Source organism: Streptomyces sp. NPDC005574, from assembly GCF_040605435.1.
In the GTDB taxonomy this organism is placed as follows: Bacteria; Actinomycetota; Actinomycetes; order Streptomycetales; family Streptomycetaceae; genus Streptomyces.
Genome location: NZ_JBEXCW010000185.1, coordinates 1 through 6,645, shown reverse-complemented (window position 1 = coordinate 6,645; position 6,645 = coordinate 1). Strand labels below are relative to the sequence as shown.

The 6,645-nt window shown below is 68.2% G+C and carries 5 protein-coding genes; 4 read left to right on the top strand and 1 reads right to left on the bottom strand.

Annotated elements, in window-relative coordinates; genetic code table 11:
- Positions 1 to 214: 214 nt before the first annotated feature.
- On the bottom strand, positions 215 to 1,552 hold the full coding sequence (locus ABZT03_RS42410) for a replication-relaxation family protein (protein ID WP_356049431.1): 1,338 nt from the start codon (positions 1,550 to 1,552) through the stop codon (positions 215 to 217).
- 524 nt (positions 1,553 to 2,076) lie between these two features.
- Here ABZT03_RS42410 and ABZT03_RS42405 point away from each other — a divergent pair.
- From ABZT03_RS42405 to ABZT03_RS42390, 4 genes are all read left to right on the top strand, one after another.
- Positions 2,077 to 2,637 carry a hypothetical protein gene (locus ABZT03_RS42405; protein WP_356049429.1) on the top strand — a complete coding sequence of 187 codons (561 nt, stop codon included), beginning with the start codon at positions 2,077 to 2,079 and terminating at the stop codon, positions 2,635 to 2,637.
- Positions 2,638 to 2,757: 120 nt separating this feature from the next.
- Positions 2,758 to 4,317, top strand: coding sequence for an ISKra4 family transposase (locus tag ABZT03_RS42400; protein ID WP_356049433.1), 1,560 nt, complete (start codon positions 2,758 to 2,760; stop codon positions 4,315 to 4,317).
- A 37-nt stretch (positions 4,318 to 4,354) separates the two neighbouring features.
- The gene (locus tag ABZT03_RS42395) at positions 4,355 to 5,659 is read left to right on the top strand and encodes a hypothetical protein (protein ID WP_356049428.1); all 1,305 of its coding nucleotides are present in this window, start codon (positions 4,355 to 4,357) and stop codon (positions 5,657 to 5,659) included.
- A 36-nt stretch (positions 5,660 to 5,695) separates the two neighbouring features.
- The coding region (locus ABZT03_RS42390) for an IS256 family transposase (protein WP_356049426.1) at positions 5,696 to 6,645 on the top strand (950 nt) is incomplete at its 3' end.

Here is a 6,645-nt window from a genome sequence, read left to right as displayed (position 1 = left end):
CGGTCGAGCGTCTCGTACTCGGCCAGGATCCTCGCCTTGTACTCCACTGTGTACCGGCGCGGTCCGGCCGAACGGGGTTCCACCTGCGGATCCGGAGCCTCGTGGTCATTGCTGCTGGCCACCTGGGGCACTACTCCTTCTCCGCCCTCGACTCAATGAATCATCCAGTATGCCTGGCTCGACCTACGTTGACAGAGAGGGGGACGGGACCGGGCTACTTGCCCCGCCGACGGCTGCCGAAGAGCGTCTGACGCAGGGTCGGATGCTGGTAGACGTCGACGTCGGCAGCGGTACGGCATGCCGGACAGAGCCAGCCCTCTTCCGGCGCAGCGACCAGAGCGTCGTCCTGGCCCCGCGTGCCGCTGGTCGGCAGTCCGCAGCGCTCGCACGATGCGACCTCGGGCGCGGGTTCCGGCTCGGGCGGCTTCGTGGCCCACCGCTCCTCCTCCGCAGCCCGCTCGCGTTCGCGCTGTGCCAGCTGTTCGTCGTACCGAGCGCGGCGTGCCGTGTCCCGGGCCTGCCATGCCCGGTGGTCGGCCGGGTTGTCGAGTGCGTCGGGCAGAGTTTCCCAGCGGCCGTGTCCGCACCGCCACCACACCAGCCCGCGCGGGCCCTCAGCTTTCAGCCGGCCCAGGGTGGTGAACAGCAGGGGGATCGCGTCGTCGTAGTCGTAGTAGCCGTCCCGCTCCCCTGCCGGGGCGCCGTAGCCGGAGTCGAGGTGCCAGTCGCCGGACCACACGGTGCGGGTCAGGTCCATGACGGTGTTCACGCGGTTCTTCAACGCCTGCTCACCGATCCGCGTCCCCGGGTTGAACACGATCAGCACGGGCGGGTGACCGTCGCGTCCCGAGGGACGGTAGTGAGCGCGCCACGCCGGCATCTCCGTACCGAGGGAACTCTTGATCCGGGCGCGGAAGTAGCGGATGTACTTCTCGAACTTCGCGGCCAGGATGTCGGCGGGTTCGGTGCAGTTGTCGACCTCCACGAACAGCACTGGCAGCTCCGCCTCCGGGGCCTGCAAGACGGCATCGACGCGGACCCCGGCCCGGTTCGACTTCGCACTGCTCGCGCTGAGGGGGACCTCGGTGGTCCAGGAGCCGATCCACCCCAACCCCTGCGACTCATCCCCGGATCCGTCCTGGGGCGCCGGGGTGTCGGCGGCCGGGGCCGCCGGCGGCGCTCCTGGCGGCTGCTGGCGGGGGACCGGACGAGTCGCCGCGGCGGGCGTGCGGGTCATCGCGATGACGGTCTCGTTGACCGCCATCGCGTGCGGGGCACCCGAACGAGCAGCTCCCCGCGCGGTCCCGCCCATCTCCCCCACCGGCCGTCCCAGCACCTCGGCGGCCGCGTCCAGACCCACCGGTGTCAGGGACCAAATCTTGTGCCCGTCCCTGCTGCTGCCCTCCGACACCACCAGGCCATGCCGGGCCAGGTCCAGGGCGGCGTTGCGGAAGCCTTTGTTGTCCTTGTGGCCGGGCGCCATCAGCCGGTGCATCTGATCCGCCGTGGCCAGCTTCAGCACACCGAGCGCCGCCAGGACGTGCGCGCGCACCGCGGTCCTCGACCCGTACGGATACGTCCGCGAACCCGCCACCGAACCTCCCCCTTCACCGCCCGGCCTGCGCAACGGTTGCGCATCACGGGCTTGACCTGCACGAATTCGCGCTCACGGTACTACCCGGCCCGAACAGCGGCGCAGACACCGGGCGTCGACCGCACACCGACGCCGCGATCGGCGGGGCGCGTTGCGCAGTCTTCGCATCGTTGCGCGGCGGCCGGTGCGCAACGGTGCGGGCCGACTGCGCAACGCGGGCCGCGAAGTAGGCGGTGCGCAGCCTCTCGGGCCCCCCACCCGGTCCCCACTGCGTAACCTCCCCGCACATGCCGGCCTCCCTCGTTCCGGTACTCGGTCGTGGCCCGCACGGGGCGGGTTCCGGGCCAGCTGGTGAAAGCTGGCCGTGGCGCCGGAACCACCGCCGTGCGGGATGAACGAGCCTCTCCCGCCAGGTGTCGGGGAAAGGCTCGAACGGCTTTGGGTATAGCTCGGTTGCAGGGACCTGTTGAGCTGGGAAGTTCTTGATCTGGGTGCCGCTGTCCGGGCTTGTCTTCTATGTTCGGTGCCTGGGGGTGGTGATGGCTTCACTCATGGAAGAGTTGACGGCGCGTGAAGAGGCGGCTCGTGCGCGGGCCGAGGAGCTCAAGGCTCAGATCGCCGTGCTGGCCGGGCAGTTGGCCGAGGTCGAGCAGGACCTGTCCCGCCTGGCGATCACCAGGACGACCATCAGTGAGTTACTCGCGCAGACCCCGGCATCGTGGGACAAGCCCACCAAGCCGGGTGACGGCGATAGCGACGGCGAGGACGCGTTGGTGCGGGCGGCGATGGCAGGGCCGTATCAGACGGTGCCGGCCCGTGCTCCCGGACTGGACGAGCAGGTACTTCCCCTGGCCTACCGGGACGTGGTGGAGGTGATTTCGTACGCGAGGCGGGCGCTGCGGGCCAAGGAGATCAGCACGGCCCTGGGGTTGGGCGAGGAGCCTCGTCATGTGGAGGGCATGCGTTCGAAGCTCAAGCGTCTGGTGGAGCGTGGCTGGCTCGTCGAGGCCGAGCCCGGGCAGTTCGCCTGGATCGAGGGCTGAGCCGGTTCCCGGCGGGTTGGTGCCCCTTTCTCCTCTACCGTCGTCCGGGCCATCGGGGTGGTGGGCGTGAGGAGGGGATTCGTGGTGGACGCGACGTCGGGGACGCTGCTGGAGGATCGGATGGAGGCGTTCGCGGCCTCCCGGTCGCTGTTTGCCGAGCTGACCGATCGGCTGGCTGCCGTGGAGAGTGATGGGTGGAGCCACCACGAGATCGAGGAGCACATCGAGGCGAGCGGGCGTGAGTTACTGCGCCAGCTGTTCCAGGACCGTCTGGACCTGCGGCAGTTACGGGAGGAACGCGCTCACGCGAACGGTGGTACCGCGAGGGTCGTCGAGGCCGGTGGGAACGTACACGCCCGGGTGGAGAAGGATCACAGCCGGGGTATGGCCAGCCTGTTCGGCGCGGTGCGGATCGGGCGACTGGCCTACCGGGCCGCGGGCCGACCGAACCTGTATCTCGCCGACGCGGTGCTGAACCTGCCCGCCCGCTCCCACTCACACGGGCTGCGACGCCTGGCCGCCCGCGAGGCGATCCGCGGCTCGTTCGACGCCGCGCACGCCGCGATCACCGACCGGTGCGGGCCGGTGATCGGCAAACGACAGGTCGAGGAGCTGACCGTGGCCACCGCCCGTGACATCGAGAAGTTCTACGCCTCACGTCCGCCCCAGCCCTACACCGACGGCACACTGCTGATACTGAGCACGGACGCCAAGGGCGTGGTGATGCGGCCCGAAGCCCTACGCGATCAGACCGCCAAGGCAGCCCGCGCGAAAGGCGGCAACACCTACCGGACCAGACTTGCCGGCGGGGAGAAGAACGGCAGGAAGCGAATGGCCACCCTCGGAGCCGTCTACGACGCCGAACCGGTGCCCCGCCGCCCACACCACGTCGTCACGCTCACCGAACCCGACACCACCACCACTAGCAGCAACAACATTGGCACCGGCACCGGCACCGGCAGTGAGCACGCCGGCCACCATCGCAAGGGGCCGAAGGCGAAGAACAAGTGGCTGACCGCCTCGATCGCGCAGACCAGCGCGCAGGTCATCGCCGACGTCTTCGACCAGGCCGAACACCGGGACCCTCAGCACCGCCGCAGGTGGATCATGCTGGTCGACGGGGCCCGCCACCAACTCGACCTCATCCAGGCCGAGGCCGCGCGTCGAGGTGTCGACCTTCACATACTCATCGACTTCATCCACGTGATCGAGTACGTGTGGAAGGCCGCATGGTGCTTCCACACCAACGGGGACCCGGCCGCCGAGCGATGGGTCGCCACCCACGCAGTGAAGATCCTGGCCGGATACAGCCAGGACGTGGCCACCACTCTCGGCCGGCAGGCCACCGAGGCCGGCCTCTCGGCGGACCAGCGTAAAGGCGTCGACGCGTGCATCGGTTACCTGACGGCCAAGCAGGAGTGGCTCGGCTACGACGTCGCGCTCAACGAGGGCTGGCCGATCGCCACTGGCGTCATCGAAGGTGCCTGCCGCCATCTGATCGGCGACAGGCTCGACATCACCGGCGCTCGGTGGGGGCTCGACGGTGCCGAAGCCGTCCTCAAGCTACGAGCCGTCACCAGCAACGGCGACTTCGACGAGTACTTCACCTACCACGTCGAACAGGAACGACAGCGAGTGCATCAAACCCGCTACCAGCACGAATTCACACTCGAGGCCTGACGCCCCCCTCACTGCAGTCGAGCTGCACCCAACCGGGTTGGCCAAGAACACCCTGGACGAGGCCGTTCCAGCGCTGCGGCAGGCCCTGGTGTGGCTGGACCGGTGCACTCGCTACGAAGACCGCCTGGACGCCCGCATCTTCCACACGGCTCTAGACGCCCTGCTGTCTTTCACCGCCGGGAACACCATCTCCGACTCCACCCTCGAAGACCTGCACGCACTGGTAGTGGACTACCGGCTGACCGGCCTCCGCGAGCGGCCGACCTGGCGCCAGCCCCGAGCGGATGCCACCGCCGCCTGGGTGCAATTCACCGACCGACTGCACGTCCTGCACAGCCTCGACGAGGTGTGGTGGGACCCGCCGGCGCTCATCTCAGCCATTGCCCAGGCCTACAGCGCACACCGAACCATCCGTCTGCTCGTGCCACCCGACATCCCCCACGCCGATGAGCCGCCCACGTCTGGTGACGCCACAGCACTTCCGCACCTGCTGCAGCCCCGACTCATGAGCTCACTGACGGCCAGGGGTGACAGCTCCGCCTTCCTCGATCGATGGTTGTCCCTCCACGCCGACGACTCCAGCGCCAGCCAGGAAGCCCGGGCCGCCGTTCGTGAACTGCGGGACTTGATGCACACCGGAGGCGGCAGTGAAGACCCAAAAGGCCATGAGATCGAGGTCAGCGCCGTCACCTCGGCACTGGCCCTGGCTGCCCCGGTGCGAGAACGCCTGACCGCGCTGCTACACAACGAACCGGAACTCGCCGAGGACCTCAACAAGTCCGGTCGGGCCGTCCTTGCCGCGCGCGAGCCCGATCTCAGCGACTACGCCAACACTATCTTGCGCGAGCTACAGGAGGACATCGACCGGATCACCGGCATCGGCGGGGAAGCTGCACTTCGCGTCGAGGAACTGCTGGTCTTCCTCCTGCGCTACACGCGCTGGTCCATCGAGGCCGAGTCCGGCGGCCCGCTGGGCGAACCCTTCCTGCGGCCGTTCACCAAGGACGAAGAATCGCCAAAGGAGGTCGATATGGCCAAAGACCTCGCCAAACGCCTGTACACGTCGGTCAGCACCAGCCCACGCTGGGAAGTGAAGAACCTCGGTTCCGGCCGCACCGACATCGTCCTGTTCTACGGCGCTTTCTACATCGTCATCGAGTGCAAGCAGGAACCCAAGAACGCATCAATGGACTACCTGTGCACCCACTACAGCGTTCAGCCCGCCGAGTACGGCGCCACTGATAGAGCAATGCTCAAGACTTGTGGATCGGCTTCGGGTGGGGTGCCTCGTGGGATGTGGAGGCGTACCTTCCCGAGTGATCGACTCAAGGTCACCGAGTAGACCCGCGTTGGTAGCGCGGGTTGGGAAGGCACGCCCGTGCTCAGCGTAGTCAACGAAGACGGCACCACCGAGACTGGTTCCCTGATCGACGAGATCGTCCGGGAGGGAGCCCGGCGGATGCTGGCTGCCGCCCTGGAGGCGGAGGTCGACCAGTACATAGCCGAGCTCGCCGGTCAGCGCGACGAGGCAGGCCGCCGGCTGGTGGTCCGCAACGGGCGGCACCGCCCGCGGAAGGTGACCACGGCCGCGGGGCCCGTCGAGGTCACGGCCCCGCGGGTCAACGACAAGCGCGTCGACGAGGCGTCCGGTGAACGGATGCGGTTCTCCTCGAAGATCCTCGCGCCGTGGTGCCGGAAGTCCCCGAAGATCAGCGAGGTTTTGCCGCTGCTCTACCTCCACGGCCTGTCCTCGGGCGATTTCGTGCCCGCGATGGAGCAGTTCCTGGGTTCCCCGGCCGGGCTGTCGTCGGCCACCGTCACCCGGCTGACGAAACAGTGGACCGCCGAGCATGCCGAGTTTCAGCGCCGTGACCTGGCGGAATCCGATTACGTCTACGTGTGGGCGGACGGCGTCCACCCCAAGATCCGCCTGTCCCAGACGCACTCCTGCCTCCTGGTCCTGATGGGCGTCCGCATCGACGGGACCAAGGAACTGATCGCGATCGCCGAGGGACTGCGGGAGTCCACCGAGTCCTGGGCGGATCTGCTGCGGGACTGCCGCCGGCGTGGCATGCGCGACCCGATGCTCGTCGTCGGCGATGGAGCGATGGGTCTCTGGCGAGCCCTGGCAGGGGTGTTTCCGCAGACCAGGCACCAGAGGTGCTGGGTTCACAAAACCCGCAATGTCATGAACGCGCTGCCGAAGTCTGCACAGCCCGGCGCGAAGAAGGCCCTCCAGGAGATCTACAACGCCGAGGACCGCACCCACGCAGAGAAGGCGATCACCGCGTTCGAGAGGACGTACGACGCGAAGTGGCCCAAGGCGGT